The following is a 26,562-nucleotide window of genomic DNA, read 5'->3' on the forward strand; positions in this document are numbered from 1 at the left end:
ATAAAAAGCGTACGTTACGATATACGCAACGTACGCTTTTTATAAGACAAAGATGCCCTATATATCCGTACGGGTTGCGTAATGATATGAATGTTTTCTGCCATTTAACAGAGCTAAGCCCATTACATTTACGATTACAATCATTACGCACACCCCCTTCATTTATTTTCCATTTATAATCTTACAACTTTATTGAGTATTCTGTCAATTATTTTTTCACACTTCAAATAAAAATATATGATACACCATTTTGAAATAAGGGAATGTTCTGTAAGAAAGGGCATACAAAATAAAAAAAGAATAAGAAATCGTTTTCACAAACATTTCATTTGAAAAATGTTATCAAACCCCCTACAATCACCTTATACTCACTCTTACAAGTTGCTATTTTAGGAGGACTAATCATGACAACTAGCAATACGTACAAATTTTATTTAAATGGAGAATGGAGAGAAAGCTCTTCAGGAGAAACAATCGAAATTCCATCTCCATACTTACACGAAGTAATTGGACAAGTACAAGCAATTACTCGCGGAGAAGTAGATGAAGCAATTGCATCTGCAAAAGAAGCTCAAAAATCATGGGCAGAAGCTTCTCTACAAGATCGCGCAAAATATTTATATAAATGGGCTGATGAGCTCGTAAATATGCAGGATGAAATTGCCGATATCATTATGAAAGAAGTCGGTAAAGGATATAAAGATGCGAAGAAAGAAGTTGTTCGTACAGCTGACTTCATTCGTTACACGATCGAAGAAGCTTTACATATGCACGGAGAAAGCATGATGGGCGATAGCTTCCCGGGCGGTACAAAATCTAAACTTGCGATTATCCAACGCGCACCACTTGGTGTTGTATTAGCAATCGCACCGTTTAACTACCCAGTAAACTTATCTGCTGCAAAACTTGCACCAGCATTAATTATGGGTAACGCTGTTATTTTCAAACCAGCAACTCAAGGTGCAATTAGCGGTATCAAAATGGTTGAAGCACTACATAAAGCTGGCCTTCCAAAAGGTCTTGTAAACGTAGCGACAGGACGCGGTTCTGTAATTGGTGACTACTTAGTAGAACACGAAGGCATCAATATGGTATCGTTCACAGGTGGTACAAACACAGGTAAACATTTAGCGAAAAAAGCTTCAATGATTCCACTTGTATTAGAACTTGGTGGGAAAGACCCTGGTATCGTTCGTGAAGATGCTGACTTACAAGATGCTGCAAACCATATCGTAAGCGGTGCGTTCTCTTACTCTGGTCAACGTTGTACAGCTATTAAACGTGTACTTGTACACGAAAACGTAGCAGACGAGCTTGTTGACTTATTAAAAGCGCAAGTAGCGGAACTATCAGTTGGATCTCCAGAGCAAGATAGCACAATCGTTCCATTAATCGATGACAAGTCTGCTGACTTCGTTCAAGGTTTAGTTGACGACGCTGTTGAAAAAGGTGCTACGATCGTTATCGGTAACAAACGTGAGCGTAACTTAATTTACCCAACATTAATCGATCACGTAACAGAAGAGATGAAAGTTGCTTGGGAAGAGCCATTCGGTCCAATCCTTCCAATCATCCGTGTTTCTTCAGATGAACAGGCAATTGAAATTGCTAACAAATCAGAGTTCGGCTTACAAGCAAGTGTCTTCACAAAAGACATTAACAAAGCATTTGCAATTGCTAACAAAATCGAAACTGGTTCTGTACAAATTAACGGACGCACAGAGCGCGGCCCTGACCACTTCCCATTCATCGGTGTAAAAGGTTCAGGTATGGGCGCACAAGGTATTCGTAAGAGCCTTGAGTCTATGACACGTGAAAAAGTAACTGTATTAAACTTAGTTTAATCTTATAAAAAGAAGCTGATCTATAAATAGATCAGCTTCTTTTCTATATAAATACTTCCAAAAAACAGCGTATTTCGTTCTACTTCCGATTTGGTTTTCCAAATCGAACTAAAACATGCCATAATAATTTTAATTCCTGAAGCACTTCTTCATAAGTTCCACGATCACTCCAAGATAATGGATTGCATTTCAAATCTACTACAGCAGAGCCAATTATATTTGCATCGATACAATGATTCCGTGCAATGCGTCTTGCTAAAGATGGCATTTTTGAACCTCTAAAATCCATTGGAACTTCGTCTACCATAAGTACAAAACCGATGTGCCAATACAAATCAATCGCATACTTCAGGCAAATTTCTTCTAAAACTTTCCCTACATCCGTACCCTTAAATGAAGGATCTGCAACAAGCGCCTCCACGTCTTCTTTAAGAGAAATCTCTCCATGAATCTGCGCTTCAATATAATGATTAAGATTACGGGCTGGCTCTTTGCTTACTAAATCTATAAACGGCCTTTTCAGGTTAGCTAGTAAATGATTAATTAATATTGTTGGCGTCAAATTCCCTTCACCAATTGCAAAATCTCTTACGAATGTCTCTTCCAAAAGAGCAGCTAAAATCATATCAAACTCCTCATAAGTCCCCTTTTCTTTCGGATCTTGATGCGAATCTAAATATGTATATGTAGAGCGCGAAGAAACTTTTGGAGATAAGAGAAAATAACATGAACCAAAACGCGGAGCCGGCCCATCTGGATGTAACATTAAATTTAGCGCTCCGTATTTTGGCCGTTGATCATTCGTTACGCCTTCTAATTGATATGCCCCTCCAAATATTCTCTTTTCCCAAAGGTCACGTTCACCACCAGGGTAAGCAGATACGCTTCCATTAGATAGCAATGTTTCAAACTGACTTTTATATACTCCTTGCTCAAACAGTGCTTCAGCAACACTTTTCATATTCGAATCTAGTCTGTCTGGATGAAAGTGTAAAGCAATCCTTGCATGAGATTTTAAATTAGCGACAGCTTCTTCAAATATTTCATCTGTAATATTTGACATTTTAAGTATATGATTAATTGTTGCTTTAGCCCCACGTTTTTCGTTCTCTGCATATTTTGAAATATACTCTAAAGCAAATAATTGAGACCTTGATAATTCCATAATCAAATCTCCCCTTTAATTGAAATGCCTTTAAACACTTCAATTAAAAGCTTATTCTTTCCTTCTTATGAAACGAACCTCATTTATTAAAAAAAGTAATTTACTAAATCTTAATTATGTATACACGCATTTTTCATAGGCAAATGTACACATTCTACAGAAATTTGATACCCTAGCCATCGCTCAGCGATATGTTCAAATGATAAAACAGATCCCGTTGTAAAAAAGCGATGCTTCGGATTCAGATTGTCAGACAAAATTCCTTTGTGCTGTAAAATAGTACTTAACTCTATCGCTGTTTCTTCTGCAGAACTAATAATCGTTACAGCCTCTCCTAACTCACTTTTAATCACAAACTCTTCTCTATAATCTGATTATTACTATATCCATTGACGGATAAAAATTCATTTGTTACTCTTAAAGACGTTAATTTAATATTTAAATCCTCATTCGTATCTCGGTGAGGTAGAGGTTGCAATCATTAAGAGTATCATTTCAGGAGATGTAGTGGCATTGATGAAGGAATGAGAAAGGAATGGTTGCCGAAGTAAGTCGTGTCCACCATGCACGCTTGCTGGGTCTGCATTTAATAAGTGCAGAACTGTCACAAACGTTTCGTTTGTGGAGAGCTATCGAGAGGTATGTCGTGGGTTTCTTATAAGATAGAAAGCATGTAGCGGCAGATTACGTGCTTTTTTTGTTTTGTTTGGGACTTCTCTTCCTGACTCAGGAAGACATACATATCTCCTCGCTTGACTTGGTTATACTAACTTTGGAGGTATTTTTCTATGCAACAAAAAAAATGGGGCTTTTGGGTACTAACAGCTTTCGTTGTCGGTAACATGGTTGGCGCTGGTATTTTCATGGTACCAAGTACGTTGGCACAAACAGCAAGCCCACTCGGTGTCACTTTAGCTTGGTTAACTACAGGGTTTGGTGTTTTAATGCTAGCTCTTGTTTTCGGTAATTTAGCAATTCGTCGTCCTGATTTAACGACAGGGCCACAAAGTCATGCATATGCTTTATTCTCAACACCAAAAAAGAAAAAAATGGCTGGCTTCAGTATGGTATGGGGATATTGGGTTGCAAACTGGGCAAGTAACGTTGCCATCATTACATCATTTGCGGGATATTTATCACTCTTCTTCCCAATTATGAAAGATACGCGACTACTATTTTCAATCGGCTCGTTTAACGTAGAAGTCGGAAAACTAATTACATTTACGATTTGTTCCATCTTACTTTGGGGAACTCATATTATATTAACAAACGGTGTAAGCGGAGCTGGAAAACTAAACTTCTTAGCAACAACAACGAAAGTAACTGGATTCCTTTTATTCATCGTCGTTACGTTATTTGCATTCGAAGCTTCTAAGTTTGGACAATGGTACACACCGATGATTGATAAATCAGGTGCATCACATGGTCTTCTTTCACAAGTAAATTTAGCTGCTCTTACAACGCTTTGGGCGTTTATCGGAATTGAATCAGCCGTTCTTTTATCAAACCGTGCTGTTTCTCCAAAAACGGTAAAACGTGCAACAGTTGCGGGATTACTTATTACAGTTGCGATTTACTTAGGAATTACAATTTTAACAATGGGTGTACTTCACGTTGATAAATTACAAGCTTCTGAACGTCCATTAGCAGATGCACTAAACGCTGCAATGGGTCACGGCGGCGGGAAATTGATGGCATTACTTGCTCTTACTTCCCTGTTTGGTTCTATCTTAGGCTGGATTTTATTAAGCTCAGAAGTACCTTATCAAGCAGCAAAAGAAGGTTTCTTCCCTTCCTTCTTCACGAAAACAAATAAAAAAGGAAGTCCAATTTACTCATTACGATTAACAAACATTATGTCGCAAGTATTCCTATTCTCAACATTATCAGGAACCATTGCGGAAGCTTATACATTCGTTATTACCGTATCAACACTGGCCTACCTCATTCCATATCTCGTTTCACCAATCTTCCAGTTAAAACTAGTCGCAACTGGTGAAACATATAAAAATGAAATGCGGGCAAGAATTACAGATGGCATAGTCGCAGTTATCGCACTTTGCTACGCACTATGGGTTATTAAAACTGGCGCATCCGATATAAAAACGTTCCTTCTCGGAATTGGTTTATTCGTAATTGGATTTGCTTTCTATCCATTAATGAATCGTGATCAGAAAAAAAATAACGAAAAGAAAAACGGGCAAGTTGCATAACGCAATTTGCTCGTTTTTTCTTTTGTAAAACATATATAATAGAACAAAGAGGTGAAAAACATGTCAATCGAATCGCTATGGAGCAGTCGCTTCCAACAACATATTCAAAATATCATTACATACTTTGCACGTATGATTAACGGTTTACTATATAGCTTTATCTTTATTTCATGCGTTGGTGCATATTATTATGCTCAGTTTCTAAAAGCATCTCCTTCTAAAGGAATATCTTTAATAATTATAACGATTGTACTTACATTCATTATAACGAGATGCCCTATACGTACATTTATTCAAAAACCTGATGCTGTCTATTTACTAGCACTAGAAGAGAAATTAACATCTTATTTCAAAAAATCTCTTCTATACAATTACATCATTCAGCTTTTCCCATTGTTATTTACGTTCCTTATTCTCGTTCCACTTGCTATGCAATCATTGCAATTAACGGTACCTTTCTTATGTACAATCTTTATCGTGTTAATGATTATGAAAGCCTGGAACATGTACATACATTGGATGTGGCGTGATAGTCACGAAAAAAATATATGGCTGATCATTCGTATTACTTGTAACGCCCTAATCATTTACATGCTGTTTTATTCCGCAAATGTTCTCATATTGGGCGGACTACTCTTACTACTTGCTTTCCTACTTCTATATACGAAAAAACAGCCTACAAAACGAATACCGTGGGATTACATAATCGAGCAAGAAGAAAAAATGAACGTTCGTTTTTATCAATTTGCTAGCATTTTCACCGATGTTCCGCAACTGAATAAACAAGTAAATAAAAGAAAATGGCTTACAAATTGGATTGAACCTTTATTACATAAAAAACGAGCAACTTTCTTCTACTTACATACACTAGCATTTTTACGTGGAAATGATTATTTCGGTATATATATTCGCTTAGGATTGATCGGTGCTTTCGCCTTATATTTCATACCAAATATATACGTAAAAGGCGCTATCGCTTACATCGTTTTATATATGATCTCTATGCAGCTTCGTTCACTATGGAAATATTTTTCGGGAAATATTATTGTAGCATTATATCCGATTGGTACTGCAGAAAGAATGAAGCAATTTCTTAGCTTAATCTTTATATTGCTAAGTATTCAACTCATTGTATTTTCGAGTGTTATACTCATTGCTACAGGTCAATTTTTACATAGCCTTATCATTATGATTGTCGGGTTACTCTGGATCAAATTTATTATTGTACCAAAAACGAAGCAAAGAATTTCCGCATTTTAACGAAAAGAATTATCTTAAAAGCCAAGGAGAAAATAAATTTTCTCCTTGGCTTTTTATTTTTCCTCCTCAAACAAGAACCATTTAAACAACCGGTATTTTATGATTTTTACATACAAAGACGATAATACATGTTTACGACCTAATAAAAAGGGTATCTATTAATTAACAGAGTAAAGGAGGGTCCTATATTGTGAATAAAAAAACGGAACAATTGAAGCATCACGTTACTGACAATCAATGCAAACATGCTTTAACAACAAATCAAGGGGTAAAAATAGCTGAAGATGAATTTTCTTTAAAGATGGGCTTAAGAGGCCCAACCTTAATGGAGGATTTTCACTTTCGTGAGAAAATGACCCATTTTGATCACGAACGAATTCCCGAAAGGATTGTTCATGCACGCGGGGTTGGCGCTCATGGTTATTTTCAGCTTTATGAATCTTTAGAAACATATACGAAAGCAGATTTTCTTACTAATCCTTCAAAGAAAACACCTGTATTTGTACGGTTCTCAACCGTTCAAGGTTCTAAAGGATCCAACGACACAGTAAGAGATGTACGCGGATTCGCCACAAAATTTTATACAGATGAAGGAAACTATGATTTAGTGGGTAATAATATGCCAGTATTCTTTATCCAAGATGCTATTAAATTTCCTGATTTTGTCCATGCAGTTAAACCAGAACCACATAATGATATTCCTCAAGGAGCTAGCGCTCATGATACCTTTTGGGACTTTGTTGCGCATAATCCTGAGTCCACTCATATGGTCATGTGGCAAATGAGCGACCGAGCTATTCCGCGTAGTTTACGAATGATGGAAGGTTTTGGAGTTCACACATTTCGACTCATTAACGCAGAAGGAAAAGCCCATTTCGTAAAGTTTCACTGGAAACCTACCCTCGGGGTTCATTCATTAGTATGGGATGAAGCTCAAAAGATTGCCGGGAAAAATCCTGATTTTCATCGTCAAGATTTATACGAAGCAATTGAAAAAGGGGATTATCCTGAATGGGAGCTTGGATTACAGCTAATTCCAGAAGAAGATGAACATAAATTTGATTTTGATATTTTAGATCCAACGAAATTATGGCCAGAAGAAGAAGTTCCCGTAAAATTAGTTGGTAAAATGACACTGAACAAAAATGTTGATAACTTCTTTGCTGAAACAGAGCAGGTAGCTTTTCACCCTGGTCATGTCGTACCAGGTATTGATTTTTCAAATGACCCTCTTCTGCAAGGAAGATTATTCTCCTATACAGATACACAATTATCTCGTTTAGGGGGCCCTAATTTCCATCAAATTCCTATTAATCAGCCTGTATGTCCTTTTCATAATAATCAACGTGATGGTATGCATCAAATGCAGATTCATCGCGGTCAAACAAGCTATCATCCTAATGGATTAAATAACAATCAACCTGCAACCGTCCAAGCCGAACAAGGAGGATATGAACATTATCAAGAAAAGATTGATGGGCATAAAATTAGAGGTCGCAGTAAAAGCTTTCTTAACTTTTATTCTCAGGCTAAACTTTTCTACAATAGTATGAGCCCTATTGAAAAGCAGCACATAAAAGAAGCTTTTTGCTTTGAAGTTGGGAAGTGTAAATCAGACATGGTGAAGGCAAATGTAATTGCTCTCTTAAACCACGTCGATCGTCAATTAGCACAAGAAGTCGCTAACATTATTGGAGCTCCTTTACCTAAGGAAAATCACGAAGTAAATTCAGATGCAAAATCACCTGCACTAAGTATGTCCAATACTATTTTTAAATCTGATTCCAAAAATGTTGCAATTCTATTAAATGGTGACCCAAGCGTCTCACTTCTGTCCGAATGGATTCAAGCTTTTGTACAACACCAAATTAACTATAGTATCATAGATAATAAAATTTATCAGTTCAATGATTCCATTAAAGTAACTGACACTTATACAACAACAGACTCCTCCCTTTTTGATGCAGTATTAGTGTTTAGTAGTGAGTCTGTCATTCAACCCCCTGTTTTAGAATTTGCAGAAACTACTTTTAAACATTTTAAACCGATAGCTCATGTCCTTAGTAATCCTCATGCTTTGGACCATAGTAAGATTAAACTGGATGGAGCAGGAGTTTACAACTTAACAAATACTTCAATTGAATCATTTATAGAAGGCATTGCCCAAGGAAGATTCTGGAGCCGATAATATAATATAAGGAGCGGATTAGAATGAGTAAAAAAATTGCTATTTTAATAACGGATTATTTCGAGGATACAGAATACACAGAGCCAGTAGAAGCTTTTAAACAAAAGGGATATGAATTCACAACTATTGAAATGGAAAAAGGGAAAACGGTACACGGTAAGCAAGGAAAAAGTGAAGTCGTGATTGATAAAAGTATTGATGATGTTTCTCCAGAGAACTTTGATGCCCTCTTCATACCGGGTGGATTTTCTCCAGATATACTTCGTGCCGATGAACGTTTTGTTCGCTTTAGTAAAGCATTTATGGATGCGGAAAAACCTGTTTTTGCTATTTGTCACGGACCTCAGCTACTCATTACTGCACAAACACTTGAAGGACGCGATGTAACTGGATATAAATCTATTGAAGTCGATTTGAAAAATGCCGGCGGGAACTTTCATGACAAAGAGGTTGTCGTATGTCAAAATCAGCTAGTAACAAGTAGACAGCCAGAGGACATCCCAGCGTTTATTGAAGAATCGTTGCGTATATTAGGATAACTAATTTGGTTAACTAACCTTGTATTTACATGAAAATAATGAATCAGTGGGGTTTTATTCATCCCCCACTGATTCATTAGCCCTCATCAACTGGTCGTTTACAGGAAATCCGACCACCACAAATAGCAAGATAAATAAAAAGAGGGGAATCCAAAAGTTCAGTTTTAATAATCTTTTGGATTCCCCCCTTTTCTCGCCCAAAAATTCCTTATCACTTTTCATAGGCATTTCTCATATAGTGAAAATGACTATATAATTCCTATCCATAAGTTAAATAATGATTTCGCACATATATAAATACAAAAGATGGGAGCCCTATTTATGAATAACAATCCACCTTCAACGCCCCAAGACAACTCCGAAAACAATAGCCGTGATATTACACTGCAAACATTAAGGGTCATCGGACTCGTCGTCCTTATTAGTGGTTATATCCTCGTTGCGCTCTCTGAAGTAGGTGAGCTGAAAGTCTTATTAACAAACCCAAATAGCAATCCTGATTTAGCTGAAGTTGATCCGTTTTAAAAGCCATATGAAAAGCGATTTCTAGCATCGCTTTTCATATCGTTTTATCCAATCTGAGAAACCTCCCCCTCATACTTCTCTCTCCCTATCGCCTTCATAAATAGTAAAATACTGCTCATACCAACGATAAAGTACAGAGCACTCATGCCCCAAGATGCAATAAATGAACCTAGCATAACACCTAATGCCCCGTTCATTTTTGCAACTTGAAAGACCATTCCGTTAATCGCCATATATGAACCTCTCGCCTCATTTGGCACCATATCTGCCATAATAGATTGACGCACTGGCACATACATCATCTCGCCTACCGTTTGGAAAAGCCCTGCAATTAATAAAATCCATAAGCTATTGCTCGTTCCGAGTATTGCAAATCCAATCGTGTAAATAAATAAGCCTACATATAAGATTTTCAAATCGTTGAAGCTTTTCAGCATTTTAATAAGAAGTGCTGAACATAACACAACTAAAATTGTATTCTCTGCAGAAATCCAGCTCAACATGCGAATCCCTGTTAAATCAAACGTAAAACCATTCCCGAATAAAAAGTGCACCGTTTCAAATTCCTTCTGCAAGCGAACACCTAAATAATTATTAATTTGAAACTCTAAAGACAATGTACATATACTTGCTGCACAAAAAATTAAAAAAGCTCTATCTTTCATTACAACTTTATAACTATCCGCCATATCTTTTAATACATTTTTCTTCTCTACTGTTTTTCTAGCCACATACACCTCTTCCATATATACTGCCATTACATATAGAGTAATAATCGCAACAAGAGTTAATACGATAAACAATTGTAATCTATAGTTTTCAAATAGTAATCCACCAAATATCGCTCCAATTGCAATGGATAAGTTAATAGCCCAGTAATTAATGCTGTACATCACTTTTCGATTTTCAGGTGTACTCACATCAATTAACATCGCCTCTGTCGCAGGATTCATAAGTCCAGACCCTAAACTATTCACTAGCATAAAGATAAATGTTAACCACGGTGAGTCAACGTAATCCGAATTCGCAACTCCCATACAAGCAATGGAAATGACTTGTATACTTTGACCGATAATCATAACCTTTTTACGCCCAAGCCGGTCTCCAACATATCCACCGTATAAACCAATTACTAATGAAGCTATGACATTAATAAGTAGTAACGCACCAGCAATCGCACTACCTAACTTTATGGAAAAATAAATCGCCATAAATGGAAAAATCATCGTGGACACAGTACGTGTTAAAAACGATGTTATAATTCTAATTTTTATATTTCGATGCATACTCCAAAATCCCATTGTTTCCCCTCCTTATGCTTACTTATTTTACTTTGAAAAAAAGGAAGAAAAAGGTTAGAATATTCTAAAGAGTTTCCCCTTTTATGATAGAAGGAAGTGTATATATGAAAATTATGGACTATTACATTAGACTAAGACTACATGCACAAGATCAACAACATATGCGAAATAGCTTACAAGAATTAGCGGATGTTTTATATTGCAGTACGAAAAACGTAAAGATTTTATTAAAGAAAATGAGCGAGGAGCAATTAATTAGCTGGACTCCAGGGCGAGGCCGCGGAAATAAAACGGAAATTCTATTTATACATAATTTCGTAGAAGCGATTGAGTCCTATACAGATGAACTGTTAGCGCAAGAAAAATTAAAAGATATCTTTCTTCTTTTAAAAGAACCCCTCCCCCTCGCACTTCAAAAAAAGATAGAAAATAAACTACATCATCATTTTGGATACGAACCTTCAAATGATATGTACGACGTATTAAAGATTCCTATATCGAGAAAGATATTCCCATTAGATCCGGCTTTTGTGGCTGTAACTACAGAGAGCCATCTTACGAGTCAAATTTTTGATACATTAGTCGTCTATAACGATGTTACTGAAAAAATGGAGCCTCACATTGCGCATACGTGGGAATTAAGTGAAGACGGGCTTACGTGGACTTTTTATTTACGAAAGGATGTATATTTTCATAACGAAACAGTTTTAACTTCTAAAGATGTACAATTTTCATTTGAAAGACTAAAAGAAGTTTACTCTCCTTTCGAATGGTTAACAGAAGAAATCGTTCAAATTGAAACGCCATCACCACTACAAATTCGATTCCATTTAGCGAAACCAAATTTATTTTTCTTACACTATGTAAGTTCAATGCAGCTCGCAATTTTACCGCGTGATACGAGTATTCAAAATCATCATTATATAGGTACTGGACCTTTCAAACTTGCTCATTACTCTGAAGATAATATCATACTCGAAGCGTTCACCCATTATTTTAAAGAGCGCGCGTTATTAGACCGTATTGAATTTTGGGGTATTCCTGACCATGTGCAAATAGATGCTGATTATGAACTACCAAACGAAGAGGAAAATGAAAGGCATGATATACAAATAGAAGAAATAGGTTGTATTTATGCTAGCTTCAACTTTAAAAAACCTGGTCCTCATCACGACATTTACTTTCGAAAAGCTTGGAGAGAACTATATGATGTTGAAATGATACTTCGTAACATAGAGGGTAGACGGACAATTGCTGCATCAAGCTTTTTCCCTGATAGAAGCCGCCTTGCAACAAGAAGATCCTACTCTTTAGAAAAGGCAAAAGAGTATTTGAAAAAGAGTACATATAATGGAGAAACGATACATATTTACTTCTTCGCATTTAAAGATAGTGCAAATGACGCATATTTCTTAAAAGAACGATGTGAAAGTTTAGGTATACAAGTAGAGCTTCACCCATTTCCCGTTTCAGATTATATGAATCGCTCTATTGATAAACATGCTGATATTATTTTCATGGGAGAAGTATTTGCTGCCAATCATGAAATTGCATTCTTAAATGTATTTAAAAATAAAAGTTGCTTCGTAAATCGGTTCATGGACCCGCACTACGAAAAACAAATTAACTGTTTACTAGATACATTTTTACTAGAAGAAAATAAAGAAAAGCGCTATGAACTCATGTATGAGATTGAAGAGTTTTTACAAGCAGAACACATCATTTTATTTAACTATCACGTTCTAAAAAGAAAAACATACCCCTCTTCTTTAAAAAACGTAACAATTGATTCATTCGGTTGGGCAAATTTTGCGAAGTTATGGATACAGCCATCCATGTCTTAAAATGTGAGTCATTATAAAAGGAGAAGGTACTACATCCTTAACAGTACCTTCTTCACATACTATTATTTAATTACTCCATCTAAGTGATCTTTCAAGTTCACTAAAAACTTCTCTATATCCGGATTCTTCACCACATCATAACAAGCAAAACTCTTTAACGGACTCATACCGAGAAACTTTTGCACGCGATGTAAATGACTAAGCGCTGATTCTAAACTTTCTCCTTCAAAGAACTTTGTCTTATCTCCAAATGCTTTTTCAGGTGCATTCCAAGTTGTAGAGAACATATACTCTTTCTCTTTTAATAAACCACCTGTTCCATATTCATCTGCACCTTTAAAGAACAAACCGTATTCATATACTTCATCCATATACGTTTTAAATAAGCCTGGAACACTAAACCAGTAAATTGGTGTTTGATAAATCACAACATCAGCCCATAAAAACTTATCTTGTTCTTCTTTAATATTGTAACCATCTTGAATCGTTGTTGTTTTCACATGATGATTCTCGTCTAATACAGTAACCATATAATCTACTAACGTTTTATTTAATCGTCCTTCCTTTGTACCGTATTTTTCATGTCCATTTATAATAAATATATTTTTCATCGTTTTTCTCTCCCCTATATGATCTACTCTTCAGCTATTAAGCCGAGTTGCTGCTGTAGTGTAAGATTATCTTCTAAATGCCAATCTTCTGTTATCTTTCCGTCTTTCACATGTAAAATATCAATTGCAAAAAAATTAATTTTCTTACCATTATGCGTTCCTGTAAAAGAAAGACGGGCTGTTACTTTATCACCAACAACTAATAAGTCTTCAATCTCACAATGTATATCAGGCACAACTTTACGAAAATTTTGCGCTGCAAACTTTAATCCTTCAATGCCTTGTGTTCGCCCTTTCGGCAATGTATTATCGAAGAAATCTTTAGTAACAGTCTGCGGAATAAGTTCCTCCTTACCTGTATCCCAAAATGCATAAAAACGCTGCGCCGCATGAACCATTTCTGTCGCTTCTTTTTTACTTAGTGAGGGATCAATTGTCATTGCTTTTGGCTTTGGCATTTCTTTTAATAACTGAACTTCAGTTTTTTGTTCCACACCACATGCTACAAGCACAATACAAATAACAAACAAACTAAGAAATCCAAATAACTTTTTTATCCCCATGGAAATCACCACCTCCTTATATAAATCCTTTTTGTTTCGTATTGCTATTGTATATGCACTAACTTCCTTTATGGAAGTAGTGATATTTTTTTCATATAGTTACCAAAAGTATAGTTTTGTGATACTATAAAGCAAATTCATCCAAAAAAATTTTATGGAGGCTAGTTCCATGAACGATATAAATCCAGTTGAATTAACGAAAGGTTTACCGGGCATACCTTGTCCTATCGCTAAAACGCTTGATGTAATTAGTACAAAATGGACGTTTTTAATCATTCGTGATCTTCTTATCGAAGGAACATTACGCTTTAGTGATTTACAAAAATCAATGGATGGTATTAGTCCAAAAACATTATCGCTTCGACTAAAAGAATTAGAGTCTCAAGGCATTATAACGAGAAAAGTATATCCAGAAGTTCCGCCTCGTGTAGAGTACACATTAACGGATAAAGGAAAGCAATTAGAGGGGATTTTTATTGAATTAAAACGGTTTGGGTTAAGTTTATAAAATGAAACTTTAATCAGAATAAAACAAAAACCCCTTACCGTCGTAAGGGGTTTTATTACTTCGCAAAACTTTCAGCCAACTGTTTCTCTCTCCACATAAATGTAATGCCGAGACCAACTATTAAAACAACGCCTGAAAATGCATATGGATAATGAATATTCATATCAAATAATATTCCGCCCATCGCTGGTCCTGCGATATTTCCTAAACTCGTATAAGTCGAGTTCATACCAGCGACGAATCCTTGCTCTTTTCCGGCTGCTTTTGATAAAAATGTCGTTAAAGCTGGACGAAGTAAATCAAATGCTAAGAAAATGAAGCAAGTAACGAGAAGTACAATCCAATAATTAAAGACTACAGTTGAGACGAATGCTAATACTGCACCTACAATTAAACATATTTGAATTAACACTTTCTCACCGAACATTTCTACCAATTTGCCAAACATAAATACTTGCACAACTACCCCAAAGATTGAACTAATTGTAATAATTGCTGCGATATCTTTCGGCGAGAAGCCAAATTTATGATCAGAGAACAAGCTAAACACTGTTTCATACGCTGATAATCCGAATGCGAGTACAAATACGATAATAAATGCAATTGCATACATTGGATGTAATGATTTCTTTAAATCACCAATAAAACTTGATTCCTTCGTATTAGAAGAAATCTCTGCAAGTTCTTCTTTCGTTAACGGTTCTTTTAAAATAAAGATCGAAATCACACATGCTATAAAAGCAATTACTGCTGCAACGAAAAACGGCACACGTATACCGTATTCTGCAATAAATCCGCCGATTCCAGGCCCTATAATGAATCCAGTACTAATAGCCGCAGATAAGTATCCCATCGCCTTTGGACGTTCCTGAATAGATGTAATATCCGCAACATATGCCGTAACACCAGGCATAATAAACGCAGCACTAATTCCGCCTAATACCCTTGCTACATAAAGCATCCATACATCTTTTCCTAATCCAAAAAGAAGCTCTGAAACACCAAAAATAAATAATCCAATGATTATCATTTTCTTTCTACCGTAAAGATCAACCCACCGGCCTGTAATAGGTGAAGTAATGAGCTGTGCCATTGCAAACACTGCAACGAGATATCCCATCGTCTTCCCTGTTAAATGCATATCATTCATAAAGGACGGCATAACCGGAATGATTAATCCAATCCCTAAAAAAGCGATAAATATATTACTCAAAAGAATGACCAATACCATCTTTTGTTCTTTTATCGGTTTCTTCACTTTTTAACACCTCTTCCCGTAAGTTCCTCTCAAAAAATAATGCCCAAGAAGCTTTTTCTTTATCCTTCTATTTGTGGGCTATTCATGAGTAGAGATGCCCCCCTACTCGTTAGAATTTCACACTATCCTTCCACACATACATACGCATTAGATGAATGACTATCATTCAGTTTTCCTCAAAAATGAACCTACCTTTTCAGACAGGTTCATCTCACTATTTCTTTATATGTAGTGCATGTGTTAAAAAATCTAGTACTTCTGCCTTTTGCAAATCGACTTGCTCATCATCTTTATGATCATATAAATACACTTGTTCCGCTGCTGATTCAACTAGAGCGATAAATAACTTCGCTGTTCGCTCTGCGTGAACTGAATCACGAATTTCACCAGCTTCTTTTGCCTCATTTAAAAATTCACTTAGCCACATATAAAGGGGCTCATACACAGCTTCCCATTCTTTTATATGTTCTGTAGATGCAAGACCAGCATACATTAAAGCCTGTATTTCACGATATTCAGCTATAAAGTGAAACACCGCATCTATTACTTGCGTTACTTTACTTGAGAAAGGCGCATCGTTTTGCACTTTTTCTTTCACTGCAAGTATCATCTTTTCAACCATCACTTCTGCTATTGCAGGCATAACAGATAACTTAGAAGGAAAATATAAATAGAAAGTTCCTTGCGCAATGCCAGCTAATTTCACGATATCAGAAATCTTCGTTTTTTCGACGCCCTTTTCCTGAAACACTTCAATAGCTGCATAGACAATTTTCTCTTTTTTATTCATCATCTAAACCCTTTCACACGCATATTGAATGACTGTCACTCATTTTATAAGATAATCGATTGTACTGTCAATGATAGTGAACTCTAAGAGGAAATCATTTTTTTATAATAAAATCTCCTAATAAACAATTAGGAGATAAAAATACAATATATCTTTAAGAAAGTGCCTTTAATCCTGTCACTCCACATACAATAAGAAACACACTAATGATACGCGCTTTACTTTTCGACTCACCAAACAAGAACATGTTTAACAAAACTGCACCTGCTGTTCCGATACCAATCCAAACCGCATAGGCGACACTTACTTGTAAAAATAAGAAGGAAGTATACAAAAATGCGAAGGATGTAGCAAACCCACCTATATAAATCGCACCATTGGCTAATGTCTTATCTTTACTATACATTTTAAGTCCTATCACACCGACTATTTCACTAATTGCAGCACAACATACGAAAAACCAACCCATTTTTTAAGCAGCTCCTTCCACAGTTTCTTCTTTATTGTCAGCTAACTTTAAACCGATAACGCCGGCTACTACCATAAGAATGAAGAATAGTTTGCCTGCGCTGAAACTTCCACCGAAAAGAAATACATCCATTAAGAAAGTACCTACCGTACCAGCTCCAGCGAAAATAGCATATACAGTTCCTGTTGCAAGATGTTCACACGCTTTAGAAAGGAAGTGAAAATCAACAGCGATAACTCCTAAAATAATAATCCAATGCCACCAAGTATTAGCCGTATTAAAACCAAACACCCAAAAAATTTCAAAGATACATGTTAATATGACATATAACCAAGCTCTATTTTTCATACCTCTCACCTCTTATGACTGACTATCAGTCATTTTGTTTTAAAAAAATATACTCTTTCATCAATACTATATAAAAATAACTATCATCCTCATTTATCATTGTATTTGTTCCATTTCTAAGCTAACTGCATCCTGCCATAAAAAATGACTGAATGTCATTCATATGTATTGTACATGAACATTTTAAAAACTGTCAATACCGAAATTTTATTTAAAATTTCTTTCATCCGATTTGTATATTTCCTAATAATCTGTCAATAATGCTAGTAACATAATATTTTCTCCACTCCCCCTTGGAGAGATCCCTTGAATGGAGCAGTTAGCTTTTGCTAGCTGCTCTTTTTTATTTATCCGCACACTATGATGAAATACTCATAGATCAAATCCATTTTTCATCACATAACAACATCTATTTATTTTCCAATGAGCTTTTGTATGTACGAATTTTATTCTCAAGCATCTTCTCTGTAACCTCTAAGTTTTCTCTTTGAATCTGAATAGATTTCCTATGATCTTCTAGGAGCTGTAAACGAGCTTCTGTTGTATGCTCCCCTTCTGTATATAATCTAGCGTATTCTCTTATTTTTGCTATTGGCATTTGCGTTTGTTTTAATTTCATTACAAACTGCAACCACTTTATATGTGACTCTTCGTAAAGTCGATTTCCATTTGTATCACGATTTGCAATCAATATATTTTCCTTTTCATAATAACGTAGTGTATGTGTGCTCAATCCTAATAATTTTGCTACCTCACTAATTGTATACATACTAAACTCCCTCCACATGCTTATCCTTATATATTTTATGAACGTATCAAATTTATAAAAAACATTTGACTTAGAGTATACTCTAACAAATACAATCTAACCATAAATAAATTTGAATTTAGGGGGATTTTATATGAAATACACTGTTATTACTGGTGCAAGTTCCGGAATTGGTTATGAAGCAGCTTTAGCATTTGCATCTCGCGGGAAAAATTTAGTACTTGTAGCTCGAAGACAAGAAGAATTAGATGGATTAAAATTGAAAATTAACGAAATGCATCCAGAGTTAGATGTTGTCATTCGACGAACTGATTTATCTGTTACTGAAGATGTTTATAAACTTTATGAAAGCCTACAAGCTTTTCAAATTGAAACGTGGATTAATAACGCAGGTTTTGGTAATTTCGCCTCAATTGCCGAACAAAATTTAAATAAAATCGAGACGATGTTGCATGTCAATATAGAAGCACTAACAATACTCTCTTCTCTTTTCGTTCGAGATTATTCAATGGTTGACGGAACACAGCTTATTAACGTTTCATCGGGCGGCGGATACACGATTGTTGCTGATGCTGTTACGTATTGCGCTACAAAATTTTATGTAAGTGCCTTTACAGAAGGGCTGTCTCACGAACTGAAAGAACAAGGCGCAAAACTGCAAGCAAAGGTTTTAGCACCTGGGGCAACTGAAACAGAATTTGCAAAACGTTCATTTGGTATTGATGAGTTCGAATACGATAATGTTGTACCGAAATTCCACACTGCAAAACAAATGGCAAAATTTATGCTCGACCTTTATGATAATGATAAAGTTGTAGGAATTGTCGACGGTTTAACGTATAACTATGAACTTAAAGATCCACTTTATAATTTTGCCGTAAGACAAACGAATTCAAATTCTTAATAACCTGTCCATTTCTTATGGAAATACATGTTCCCACTATATCTGTAAATAATAGTGGGAACTTTTTCTCTATAAATTTTTTTATCCAACATACCGAACCATCGCCACTTCATCACAATAATCCATCTTTGGACAATGTCTACAATCAATCCATACTTTCTCTGGCAACGCTTCTTTATTTATAAAATCAAATCCACACTTTTGAAAAAATACTGTTTCATATGTTAAGGAAATTACTCTTCTTACATTTATTTTCGTAGCTTCCTCCATTACATGATTTACGAGCATACGTCCTATCCCTTTCCCTGCATATGTATGCGAAACTACTAACGATCGTATTTCTGCAAGATCTTCTCCTAACACATGCAATCCAGCAACTCCAACAATTCTCTCGTCTTCTTTCATAACATATAAACATTGCAAATATTGATAAAGAGACAAAAGAGAACGTGGTAAAACAACTCCCTCTTTTGCATAAACCTCAATAAGACTATAAATTTCTTTCACATCACTGGTCACCGCATTACAGATTTTCATATTACATCCCCTTGCCCCTCAATATTAATATTTATAACTTTAAATGAATTTTAATTCATAATTTTATATAATAATACAGCTCTCTTTTCTCCTCGTCAATCACTTTATACAAACAAAAAACCAAGCAATCTAATCGATGCTCGGTTCCTCATCTCGTATCGGTAATACTGTTGAATATTTAATTTCACGAAGTGCCAAACTCGTCTGTATACGTGTAATACCAAGCTTATTCAGCTTTCTAATAAACTGCTCTAGTTCTTTACGATCACGATTTGCAACCTTTAATAAATAATCGTACTCTCCTGTTAAACAGTGACATTCTAACACTTCCGGCATCGATTCTAATTCTTTCTCCAACACTTCTAACTTGTCAAATTGATGAATATTCGTACTCATAAAAATAAAGCATAATAAATCAAACCCAAGCTTTTCTTGATTTAAAATCGCAACTTGCTTATCGATGAAACCTTCCCCATCTAACCTTTTTATTCTTGCATGCATCGCAGCCGGTGATAAATTAACGCGACGTGCCAGCTCTGCATTACTTACTTGTGAATCCTTCTGCAATATATCTAAAATTCGTACATCCAAATCATCCAACACTTTAATAACAGACGACTCCATTACAATTCCTCCTTTTTTCTTACCGATGATTATTCGAGAAAACAACTTATAATTTATATAAAACTGAATATTTTTCTGTAAATATCATTTTAAACTAAATATTTTATCGAGTTTTCACCATTATACAAAAGAATATATTACACAATAAAGAAAAATGCTAAAATTATTTACAATAAGTATTGATTACAAAAAAGGGGATTTTATCATGCCTTATTTTTACGTCTTTTTACTATTACTAACGAGCTTATTATGGGGAGGAAATTTCGTCGTTGGAAAATCACTCGTCGATCATGCATCACCGATGACACTGACAAGTTTAAGGTGGCTGATTGCGATTGTTTGTTTATTACCAATGGTATGGTTTAAAGAAAAGAAAATCCTTCCACCACGTACCGCGATACTTCCGTTAATATTAATGGGAATTTCAGGAGTCGCTCTTTTTAACATCTTTCAATTTTTAGCATTAGAAAAAACATCCGCTACGAATGTAGGTCTTATTTCTACATTGAATACAATTTCAATCGCATTATTTTCAGTATTATTTCTAAAAGAAAAAGTAAATACACTTCAAATCCTATCCATGATTCTTTCATTCTTCGGGGTCATCCTCGTCCTATTAAAAGGTGATTTCTCGCTTTTATTTTCACTACATTTTAATAGCGGTGATTTATGGATGATTGCAGCGGTTTGTATTTGGGGAATCTATTCTGTTTGTAGTAAATGGGCAACAAAAACAACTACACCACTTATGGCAACGTTGTACTCTGGTATTTTCGGCGTTATTTTATTACTACCGTTTAACATAGGTAGCTTCACTGTTTCAAATATAAATACTTCTTTCATCACATCACTTTTATATACTGGGCTTATTTCGACAGTTCTTTGTATGGTATTTTGGAATATTGGCGTACAAAAATTAGGCGCAACTACATCAGGTATTTTTCTAAACTTCAATCCAATTTTCACAGCCATTTTAGCATTCATATTTCTCGGAGAAGAATTAACGTGGATACAAATTTTAGGGACAATTGTCGTTGTAACAGGATGTTATTTATTTTCTCATTTCAAAACTGTTGCCGTTCAGCCAACTAGACCTTTAATACGAAAACATTCTTAATGAAAAAACATCGTCATCTAGGTTGGCGATGTTTTTATTTACTCTTCATTTCTCTTATATACTGCTTTTCCTCTTTTGGCGATAAACGTTCCGTCGCCTTGCCAGTATCTCCACCTTGAAGGCTCCATAAAAAGTTATGCTCCTCAACAGTTTGAGAAAAATCTCCTTTTTCCCACCTATTTATAATAGAAAATAACTTCATTTTATATTGAAAACCTGTACTATTTTCAATATCTCTTTTTACATTAGAAATTTCCTTTTTTGTCATCTCTACAAATCCCCATTTTTCAGAGGATTTTACCTTTTGGTGCACCATTTTATGCATAGTAGAAATAATTTCACCTTCACTAATTTGCGGAGCTTCTTCTGCAGCTTTTTTCTCTTTTTCGTTTGCCGCTCGCTCGGTTTGAATATTTTTATTTTCTTTTTCCACATATGCAAGCAATTTCTTTCCGCCAACTATAGACGAGAAAATTACTATAATTGTAATGCATATACCTACGATCCATTTAAAAAGCATTATCTCTTCATCGCTTCCCTAACAATATGACTATCTACATATTGCTTAAACTTCACGATTTTTCCGTTCTCAAGTTGCCATACATGAACAAATTCTGCTTCAAATGATTTTCCTGTTTCTTTATAAACTCCAGAATACATACCTTCAGCAATAATTACATCTTTTCCGTTTACTTCATGATATGTATTTACACTTGCTTTATAATCATCCCATTCTGATCCTAAACGGCTAAATACATTTTCCATTATAGCTTCTACGCCTTTATATGTTCCGCCGTACGGAAAACCTTCTGCCTCTGTCCATTCCACTTTTTCAGAGAGGGCTTCTGCTAAATGCTTTGCATTCGAAGAAGCTGATCCTTCATACGTGCTTTTAATAATTTCTAAATTTGATTTAGGCATATTACTTCCTCCCGTTTATTTATTTTTACACGAGACGTAACCATCACAGTTACATCTTGTGTAAAAAAACATTTAAATTGTTTTACTCTTAATCTATTAGCTGTAATCATTATAGTTACAATGATTCTTCAAGTCAACATTTATAAATAAAATTTACTTCGTTTTCATTACTTTCTCTTTTAAGAAACGATCTACATATCCTTCTGCTTTTACTACGAATAAATACGCACCCATTGATAATAATGCAAGATCTAATTCATATCCTGGATTCTTTCCATCTCCTAATAAACCTGCTGCTCCATTTACCTTTACGATAGCTCCAGCTAAAATAAGAGCGAATAACAATCCTACATATCGTACACCTAAACCGATAATTAATAATATACCACCAACTAATTCAACTGTTGCTACGCCGTATGCAAGGCCACCTGGTAAACCGATGCTTGTAAACCACCCTGCTACATTATCGATACCTGATTGAAACTTTGCTAAACCATGTGCAAAGAACGTAACTCCTAACACGATACGAATAATTAAATTCCCAATATATTGATTCATTTTGAACTCTCCTTTTTGTTTTGTTATGGTGAACTTTTATTTACAAGTCAAAACAATACGGTATTTTATTTCATTCGTCAAATACTTTTTTAAATAAAACAAAAAACATTATCCGTTTTACGGATAATGTTTTCTTACAAAATAGCGCTAATTCAAGCTTTTATTCTATCGCATAGAAAAATTTGAAACATTTTTCCAGCGCCAATATAAGGCAGCAAAGAAACGTCCTCTTCCACAACCATTCCAACAACATTCACTTTCTCATCTACAGGTAAATCATATGTGGCAACTTGCATCTCCCCTGCATATCTACCGTACAATTCATTATCAATTGTAATGCTCCCTTTCTTTCTTACAATTGTATGCATCGGCTTTATCACCACTCTATTTCCTTCCCTTGATTCTACAGATCGAATAACATCACGAGACGGATCTAGTCTATTTGTATGCACTTGCTCTACCACTTTTAATACTTCTTTATCAGTTATAAATGATTTGTAACGCAATGGAATAATCCCTCTACTTGCACTAGCTACTTCTTGCATACTTTCTAAACTTGCGCTTATATCTCCAATCAATACTTTATCAACACCACAATCTTGTACAAGTTCTAAGTACGCTTCAAGCGGGCGCATATTGCGATGTTTTTCTAACGTTGGTAACCCTTCATATAACGGACCACGTTTTTCCGCATCTCCTGGAATAAATGCCATTGTCTTTATTCCGCACTTCTGTAAATATTGATTTTGTTTTTGTAAGAAGGACTTTGCTAGTCCTGTCTCTGGGCGCGGGTAAAAATTATGCCATGCTTCTACATTCTCTACTCTTATATGTTCTGTAAGTAATTCTTTCCAAAATGACTTTGTAATCGTACTCGCATTTAAAGCTACTTTCATCTTATGAGATACGCTTGCAATTTCTTTTGGCGCAATGCCGTAATCCATTCTTAAACCGGTAATACCCCAGTCCAATAGCTCTTCCACATTTTCATATGTTAGCCCTAAATGGTGTAACGATTTTGGAGAAACATCAACCATTAGCTCCATTTCATGTGCAAAAGCTTGTTTCCCTAATATTTGAATTAACTCTTTATACGTATTTGGATCATCTTCTGGAATGTGCAGTGATGTAAAAATAGATGTAAACCCATGTTCCTTCGCTACTTTTAGCCACTCTTTTTGTTTCTCTACTCGTTCTTTTGAAAGATAAATGGAAACTCCGATCATATAAATCTCCCTCTCTATTAATAGAAAAAGAGAAAGGAATCCCTTTCTCTATATGTTTTCTGCCATTTCTTCTTTAAATCCGAAGAAGTACGTAAAGATAAATCCGAAAGCATATGCAATTACTAAACCTAAGAAATATAGTAAATATTTATTGTCAGCAATTAACGGAATTAAAGATAGCCCTGATACGCCAATTCCAAGAGAAGCTGTTTGCATAACTGCTTGGAATGCACCACCGACAGCCGCTCCTAAACAAGCAGTAATAAACGGTTTCCCAAGTGGTAATGTAACCCCGTATAATAGCGGCTCACCAATTCCTAAAAAGCCAACTGGCAATCCACCTTTAATTACATTTCGAAGTCGTTTGTTTTTTGTTTTCACATAAATCGCAATTGCTGCGCCCACTTGGCCAGCACCAGCCATTGCTAGTACTGGTAATAAAGGTGTTACGTGTGTTTGATTAATAAATTCCATATGAATTGGTGTTAAACCGTGATGCAATCCGACCATAACAAGAGGTAAAAATGTTCCCGCAAGTACTGCGCCAGCAAATGCTCCGCCAATATTTAAAATCGCATTAATTCCGCTCGTAATACCATCTGATAAGAAACCTGCTAATGGCTGAATGGCTAACATTGTTACAATACTTACAACTAATACAGTAATGAGTGGTGTCACGATAATATCAACTGCATTCGGCACTGCTTTTCGAACTTGTCTTTCCACTACAACCATAAGCCATGCTGCAAAAATAACTGCGAATAATCCGCCCCGTCCGGGCACTAATGCTTCACCAAACAATTTTACGTTTGCCATCGCCGGGTTGAAAATTAAAATGCCAGCAATTGCCCCAAGAACCGGTGTCCCGCCGAACTCTTTCGCTGTATTCCAACCAACTAAAATTCCTAAGAATGTAAAGATACCGCCGCCAATGAGTAGTAACATTTGTAACCACGTTGCATTTGGATCAGCACCAGCGTTTTTCGCAAAGTTAGCAACCCCGTTTATAATTCCTGACGCAACAAGTCCTGGAATTAACGGAATGAAAATACTTCCTATTTTTCGTAAAAAGTTTTTCACCGGTGTATTATTTTTCTTCTTAATCTCTGATTTCATCTCTTGCCCAATATCTTCAAGGTGATGATCTGCTATCTCACCAATTCGTAGTCCTGTCAAGCCTTCCATTTCAGCTGCTACTTTATTTACTGTTCCTGGACCAACGACAACTTGAAGCGTCTCATCTTCTATAACACCCATAACGCCTTCAACTTTTTTTAAAAGGTCCATATTTACTTTACTTTCATCATGAAGCGTTAATCGTAGTCTCGTCATACAATGAGCAATACTACGAATATTTTTTATTCCTCCAAGTTGCTCCGAAATTTCCTTGGCCATTCTCTCTTCTTTCTTCATAATAGAATCCCCCTCCCTATTATTTTATAGTGCTTTCTTCACAAACCCTTTTGCGCATTTTAGTTTCTCCAGTGCTTCCCCATATTCGCACTGCAACAACACCATAACAATGGCAGCTTTTACGTTACGTTCTGCCTTTTCATAATACTCTGCCGCTACTTCATAACTAGCGCCTGTTGCTTCCACAATAATTCGTTTTGATCGTTCTACTAACTTTTCATTTGTGGATTGAACATCTACCATTAAGTTTTTATATACTTTTCCTACACCAATCATCGAAGCTGTTGAAATCATATTCAACACTAATTTTTGTGCTGTACCAGCTTTTAAACGCGTTGATCCTGTTAATATTTCTGCACCTGTCTCTACTTCCACATTTAACTTTGCATATTTACTTATTTCAGCATTTTTATTACAAGAAATACTCGCTGTACTCGCTCCTACACTCTGTGCGTATTTCAAGCCGCCAATTACGTAAGGAGTTCTGCCACTTGCAGCAATTCCAATCACTGTATCTTTCTCATTTAATCCAATACTTTTTAAATCTTCTTCTGCTAACTCTTCGCGATCTTCGGCACCTTCCACCGCTTTAGTAAACGCTTTCAATCCACCTGCTATAAATCCTTGCACCATTTTATCATCCGTGCCAAATGTCGGCGGACATTCCACTGCATCTAGAATACCTAAACGACCACTCGTACCAGCACCAATGTAAATTAAACGTCCCTCTTCTTCAAAAGATTTAATAACAGTCTGTACAACCTTTTCAATTTGTTCTATCTCTTTTTCAACTGCTAACGCAACAGTTCGATCTTCTTCATTCATACTTTGCAACACTCCTTTTATGCTCATCTCATCCAAATTCATTGTTTTCTCATTACGATGTTCTGTCGATAAATTTTCTAACATATTGCCACCCTCTTTGAAATTATATTTCACACTTTTATTATAACTTTAAGAAACTAAAAATCAATTACTCTTTCTTATTTTATGAAATAAAATTTCACGACATGACATATTTTTGTCAAAGATCATAAAGTGAAACTTTAATCAGTGTGGGTTTTGTT

The 26,562-nt window shown here is 35.6% G+C and carries 28 protein-coding genes, 1 pseudogene and 1 riboswitch; of the genes and pseudogenes, 10 read left to right on the forward strand and 19 right to left on the reverse strand.

The genetic code is table 11. The features are described 5' to 3' along the window. The first annotated feature begins 404 nt into the window (after nucleotides 1-404). A complete protein-coding gene (gapN, locus tag QCI79_RS08655) occupies nucleotides 405-1,844 on the forward strand; it encodes an NADP-dependent glyceraldehyde-3-phosphate dehydrogenase (protein ID WP_000213627.1) in 1,440 nt (479 codons plus the stop codon). A 79-nt stretch (nucleotides 1,845-1,923) separates the two neighbouring features. Here the strand turns inward: gapN and QCI79_RS08660 are convergent, their stop codons facing one another. Together QCI79_RS08660 and QCI79_RS08665 are read right to left on the reverse strand one after the other, a co-directional pair. Next, on the reverse strand, nucleotides 1,924-3,009 hold the full coding sequence (locus QCI79_RS08660) for a DUF3626 domain-containing protein (protein ID WP_000423704.1): 1,086 nt from the start codon (nucleotides 3,007-3,009) through the stop codon (nucleotides 1,924-1,926). Between the two features lie 110 nt (nucleotides 3,010-3,119). Beyond that, nucleotides 3,120-3,368: pseudogene (locus QCI79_RS08665) on the reverse strand (glutamate racemase); the annotation flags it as partial. Nucleotides 3,369-3,467: 99 nt separating this feature from the next. Further along, nucleotides 3,468-3,649: riboswitch (Lysine riboswitch) on the forward strand. A 148-nt stretch (nucleotides 3,650-3,797) separates the two neighbouring features. Between QCI79_RS08665 and QCI79_RS08670 the strand changes: the two are divergent. The 4 genes from QCI79_RS08670 (at nucleotide 3,798) to QCI79_RS08685 (ending at nucleotide 9,209) form a co-directional block, all read left to right on the forward strand. Continuing rightward, entirely contained in the window at nucleotides 3,798-5,222 is a 1,425-nt protein-coding gene (locus tag QCI79_RS08670) for an amino acid permease (RefSeq protein WP_001186301.1), read from the forward strand. A 60-nt stretch (nucleotides 5,223-5,282) separates the two neighbouring features. Next, entirely contained in the window at nucleotides 5,283-6,482 is a 1,200-nt protein-coding gene (locus QCI79_RS08675; RefSeq protein WP_000021358.1) for an ABC transporter permease, read from the forward strand. 190 nt (nucleotides 6,483-6,672) lie between these two features. After that, nucleotides 6,673-8,670, forward strand: coding sequence for a catalase (locus QCI79_RS08680; RefSeq protein WP_001036535.1), 1,998 nt, complete (start codon nucleotides 6,673-6,675; stop codon nucleotides 8,668-8,670). A gap of 23 nt (nucleotides 8,671-8,693) precedes the next feature. Continuing rightward, nucleotides 8,694-9,209 carry a type 1 glutamine amidotransferase domain-containing protein gene (locus QCI79_RS08685; protein WP_000037532.1) on the forward strand — a complete coding sequence of 172 codons (516 nt, stop codon included), beginning with the start codon at nucleotides 8,694-8,696 and terminating at the stop codon, nucleotides 9,207-9,209. 54 nt (nucleotides 9,210-9,263) lie between these two features. Here QCI79_RS08685 and QCI79_RS08690 read toward each other — a convergent pair whose 3' ends face one another. Further along, nucleotides 9,264-9,431, reverse strand: coding sequence for a hypothetical protein (locus QCI79_RS08690; RefSeq protein WP_015382203.1), 168 nt, complete (start codon nucleotides 9,429-9,431; stop codon nucleotides 9,264-9,266). A 99-nt stretch (nucleotides 9,432-9,530) separates the two neighbouring features. On the opposite strand from QCI79_RS08690, the gene QCI79_RS08695 reads away from it, so the two are divergent. Further along, nucleotides 9,531-9,734, forward strand: a complete 204-nt coding sequence (locus QCI79_RS08695; protein WP_001063872.1) for a hypothetical protein — start codon at nucleotides 9,531-9,533, stop codon at nucleotides 9,732-9,734. Nucleotides 9,735-9,778: 44 nt separating this feature from the next. On the opposite strand, the gene QCI79_RS08700 is transcribed toward QCI79_RS08695, so the two are convergent. Next, nucleotides 9,779-11,035: an MDR family MFS transporter gene (locus QCI79_RS08700; RefSeq protein ID WP_000508205.1), complete on the reverse strand. Its 1,257-nt coding sequence runs from the start codon at nucleotides 11,033-11,035 to the stop codon at nucleotides 9,779-9,781. An 83-nt stretch (nucleotides 11,036-11,118) separates the two neighbouring features. On the opposite strand from QCI79_RS08700, the gene QCI79_RS08705 reads away from it, so the two are divergent. Continuing rightward, a complete protein-coding gene (locus tag QCI79_RS08705; RefSeq protein WP_000569522.1) occupies nucleotides 11,119-12,879 on the forward strand; it encodes an SgrR family transcriptional regulator in 1,761 nt (586 codons plus the stop codon). 62 nt (nucleotides 12,880-12,941) lie between these two features. Here QCI79_RS08705 and QCI79_RS08710 read toward each other — a convergent pair whose 3' ends face one another. After that, a complete protein-coding gene (locus tag QCI79_RS08710; protein ID WP_000789176.1) occupies nucleotides 12,942-13,490 on the reverse strand; it encodes an NAD(P)H-dependent oxidoreductase in 549 nt (182 codons plus the stop codon). Nucleotides 13,491-13,513: 23 nt separating this feature from the next. Then, nucleotides 13,514-14,053, reverse strand: coding sequence for an ester cyclase (locus QCI79_RS08715; protein WP_000511561.1), 540 nt, complete (start codon nucleotides 14,051-14,053; stop codon nucleotides 13,514-13,516). A gap of 169 nt (nucleotides 14,054-14,222) precedes the next feature. On the opposite strand from QCI79_RS08715, the gene QCI79_RS08720 reads away from it, so the two are divergent. After that, nucleotides 14,223-14,561, forward strand: coding sequence for a winged helix-turn-helix transcriptional regulator (locus QCI79_RS08720; protein WP_000997917.1), 339 nt, complete (start codon nucleotides 14,223-14,225; stop codon nucleotides 14,559-14,561). A gap of 55 nt (nucleotides 14,562-14,616) precedes the next feature. Here QCI79_RS08720 and QCI79_RS08725 read toward each other — a convergent pair whose 3' ends face one another. From QCI79_RS08725 to QCI79_RS08745, 5 genes are all read right to left on the reverse strand, one after another. Then, nucleotides 14,617-15,819, reverse strand: a complete 1,203-nt coding sequence (locus tag QCI79_RS08725) for an MFS transporter (RefSeq protein WP_000742959.1) — start codon at nucleotides 15,817-15,819, stop codon at nucleotides 14,617-14,619. A gap of 214 nt (nucleotides 15,820-16,033) precedes the next feature. Next, complete coding sequence (locus QCI79_RS08730) at nucleotides 16,034-16,612, reverse strand: TetR/AcrR family transcriptional regulator (protein WP_001999151.1); 579 nt, start codon at nucleotides 16,610-16,612, stop codon at nucleotides 16,034-16,036. A 151-nt stretch (nucleotides 16,613-16,763) separates the two neighbouring features. Then, nucleotides 16,764-17,078, reverse strand: coding sequence for a DMT family transporter (locus QCI79_RS08735; protein WP_000539667.1), 315 nt, complete (start codon nucleotides 17,076-17,078; stop codon nucleotides 16,764-16,766). Between the two features lie 3 nt (nucleotides 17,079-17,081). Beyond that, nucleotides 17,082-17,426 (reverse strand): DMT family transporter, encoded by a 345-nt coding sequence (locus QCI79_RS08740; protein WP_000796018.1) that lies wholly within the window; start codon nucleotides 17,424-17,426, stop codon nucleotides 17,082-17,084. 409 nt (nucleotides 17,427-17,835) lie between these two features. Beyond that, on the reverse strand, nucleotides 17,836-18,195 hold the full coding sequence (locus QCI79_RS08745) for a MerR family transcriptional regulator (protein ID WP_000288060.1): 360 nt from the start codon (nucleotides 18,193-18,195) through the stop codon (nucleotides 17,836-17,838). A 133-nt stretch (nucleotides 18,196-18,328) separates the two neighbouring features. On the opposite strand from QCI79_RS08745, the gene QCI79_RS08750 reads away from it, so the two are divergent. After that, nucleotides 18,329-19,099, forward strand: coding sequence for an SDR family NAD(P)-dependent oxidoreductase (locus QCI79_RS08750; RefSeq protein WP_000878072.1), 771 nt, complete (start codon nucleotides 18,329-18,331; stop codon nucleotides 19,097-19,099). 81 nt (nucleotides 19,100-19,180) lie between these two features. Here the strand turns inward: QCI79_RS08750 and QCI79_RS08755 are convergent, their stop codons facing one another. Then, nucleotides 19,181-19,636 carry an N-acetyltransferase gene (locus tag QCI79_RS08755; protein WP_000686662.1) on the reverse strand — a complete coding sequence of 152 codons (456 nt, stop codon included), beginning with the start codon at nucleotides 19,634-19,636 and terminating at the stop codon, nucleotides 19,181-19,183. 129 nt (nucleotides 19,637-19,765) lie between these two features. Then, nucleotides 19,766-20,260 carry an Lrp/AsnC family transcriptional regulator gene (locus QCI79_RS08760; protein WP_000446114.1) on the reverse strand — a complete coding sequence of 165 codons (495 nt, stop codon included), beginning with the start codon at nucleotides 20,258-20,260 and terminating at the stop codon, nucleotides 19,766-19,768. 205 nt (nucleotides 20,261-20,465) lie between these two features. On the opposite strand from QCI79_RS08760, the gene QCI79_RS08765 reads away from it, so the two are divergent. Then, a complete protein-coding gene (locus QCI79_RS08765; RefSeq protein WP_021727555.1) occupies nucleotides 20,466-21,377 on the forward strand; it encodes a DMT family transporter in 912 nt (303 codons plus the stop codon). Nucleotides 21,378-21,411: 34 nt separating this feature from the next. On the opposite strand, the gene QCI79_RS08770 is transcribed toward QCI79_RS08765, so the two are convergent. The 6 genes from QCI79_RS08770 to murQ all read right to left on the reverse strand — a co-directional run bounded on the left by QCI79_RS08770 (nucleotide 21,412) and on the right by murQ (nucleotide 26,404). Then, on the reverse strand, nucleotides 21,412-21,897 hold the full coding sequence (locus QCI79_RS08770; RefSeq protein ID WP_000897981.1) for a PRK06770 family protein: 486 nt from the start codon (nucleotides 21,895-21,897) through the stop codon (nucleotides 21,412-21,414). Continuing rightward, the gene (locus QCI79_RS08775; protein ID WP_001126689.1) at nucleotides 21,897-22,298 is read right to left on the reverse strand and encodes a nuclear transport factor 2 family protein; all 402 of its coding nucleotides are present in this window, start codon (nucleotides 22,296-22,298) and stop codon (nucleotides 21,897-21,899) included. The genes QCI79_RS08770 and QCI79_RS08775 overlap by 1 nt, the downstream gene beginning before the upstream one ends. 153 nt (nucleotides 22,299-22,451) lie before the next feature. Then, the gene (locus tag QCI79_RS08780) at nucleotides 22,452-22,856 is read right to left on the reverse strand and encodes a DoxX family protein (protein WP_001077751.1); all 405 of its coding nucleotides are present in this window, start codon (nucleotides 22,854-22,856) and stop codon (nucleotides 22,452-22,454) included. A 152-nt stretch (nucleotides 22,857-23,008) separates the two neighbouring features. Continuing rightward, entirely contained in the window at nucleotides 23,009-24,082 is a 1,074-nt protein-coding gene (locus QCI79_RS08785; protein WP_021727556.1) for a DUF871 domain-containing protein, read from the reverse strand. 48 nt (nucleotides 24,083-24,130) lie between these two features. Next, nucleotides 24,131-25,495 carry a PTS transporter subunit EIIC gene (locus QCI79_RS08790; RefSeq protein WP_000711291.1) on the reverse strand — a complete coding sequence of 455 codons (1,365 nt, stop codon included), beginning with the start codon at nucleotides 25,493-25,495 and terminating at the stop codon, nucleotides 24,131-24,133. A gap of 24 nt (nucleotides 25,496-25,519) precedes the next feature. After that, on the reverse strand, nucleotides 25,520-26,404 hold the full coding sequence (gene murQ / locus QCI79_RS08795; RefSeq protein WP_000892371.1) for an N-acetylmuramic acid 6-phosphate etherase: 885 nt from the start codon (nucleotides 26,402-26,404) through the stop codon (nucleotides 25,520-25,522). Nucleotides 26,405-26,562: the final 158 nt, after the last annotated feature.

This window comes from Bacillus cereus group sp. MG1 (assembly GCF_040460035.1).
Lineage (GTDB): Bacteria > Bacillota > Bacilli > Bacillales > Bacillaceae_G > Bacillus_A > Bacillus_A cereus.